The 1,255-nt window shown below is 64.7% G+C and carries 1 protein-coding gene; it reads right to left on the minus strand.

What is annotated here, in order from left to right; genetic code table 11:
- Window positions 1-34 precede the first annotated feature (34 nt).
- Window positions 35-1,203 (minus strand): IS3 family transposase gene (locus ACUJ46_RS12560; protein ID WP_445390838.1). Its coding sequence is split into 2 segments (ribosomal slippage): window positions 35-945 and window positions 945-1,203, totalling 1,170 coding nucleotides; the frame shifts between segments, so codons are not numbered across the junction.
- Between the last annotated feature and the right edge of the window lie 52 nt (window positions 1,204-1,255).

Raw genomic sequence — 1,255 nt, forward strand, 5'->3', positions numbered from 1 at the left:
TGGAGTTGACCCGCTTTGGTGGACGGGTTGCGGTTTAGGTCTGTTGGGTCAGGCCATGGCGCCTCCGTTCATATTCCAGGGGTGAGAGATATCCCAGCGCCGAGTGCCGCCGGGTCGGATTGTAGAAGCCTTCGATGAAGTGGAACACGGCCATTCGGGCCTCGGTGTGCGAGCGGAAGCGGTGGCGATCGATCAGCTCGCATTCGAGCGTTGCAAAGAAGCTTTCGCACATGGCGTTGTCGTAGGCATCGCCGACCGAGCCGGTGGACGGTCGGACGCCTGCGTCCTTGCACCGGTTGCCGAACGCCAGCGACGTGTATTGCGACCCGCGATCCGAATGATGAATGACATCGTCCGGTCGGCGGGTCTCGAGCGCCATGTCGAGCGCGTCGAGGACGACCCGGGTCTTCAGATCGCTGGAGAACGCCCAGCCCACGATCTTCCTGGACCAGGCATCGAGCACCACCGCCAGGAACAGGAACCCCGCCATGGTCGGCACGAACGTGATGTCCGCCACCCACAGCTGGTTCGGCGCTTCGACAAAGAAGTTGCGCCGTACCAGGTCCGATGCCGGCCTGTCGGCCGGGTTGGGCCGCGTGGTGCGGATGTTCCTCCTGCGGCTGACGCCAGCGATCCGAGCGGCTTTCATCAACCGAGCGACCCGCTTCTTCGCGATGGCAACGCCTTCGGCTTGCAGCTCGGCATGAACCCGCGGCGCGCCGTAGGTTCCCCGCGAAGCGGCATGGATCGTTCGGATCCGACGAAGCAGATCGCCGTCGGCCGTGGCCCGAGCAGACGGTGGGCGGCTCCGCCAAGCATAGTAGCCGGATGCCGACACGCGCAGCACGCGGGCCATCGTCTTGATCGGATAGTCGGCCTGGTTCGCGCTCATGAACCGGTAAACCCGGACGGGGTCGCCTTGCTCTCCCGTGCGAACCAGGCCGCCGCCTTTGCCAGGATATCACGCTCCTGCCGCAGCCTGGCGTTCTCGCGCCGAAGCTTGCTCAGTTCCTCGCGCTCAATGCTGGTCGGCCCATCCGTCCGCTTGCCAGCATCCCGATCGGCCTGGCGAACCCAGTTCCAGATCGACTGCGCCGTCGGCTCAAACTCCCGCGACAGCTCCTCAGGCGTGCGCCCAGCGCGCACCAGCTCCACCATCTGCCGCCGAAACTCAGGCGGATACGCCGTTCGAAATCTCCCCATGTGACACCTCCAAATCCATCTTCAGGGTGTCCACCAAAGCGGGTCAACTCCA

The organism is Sandaracinobacteroides sp. A072, assembly GCF_052616365.1.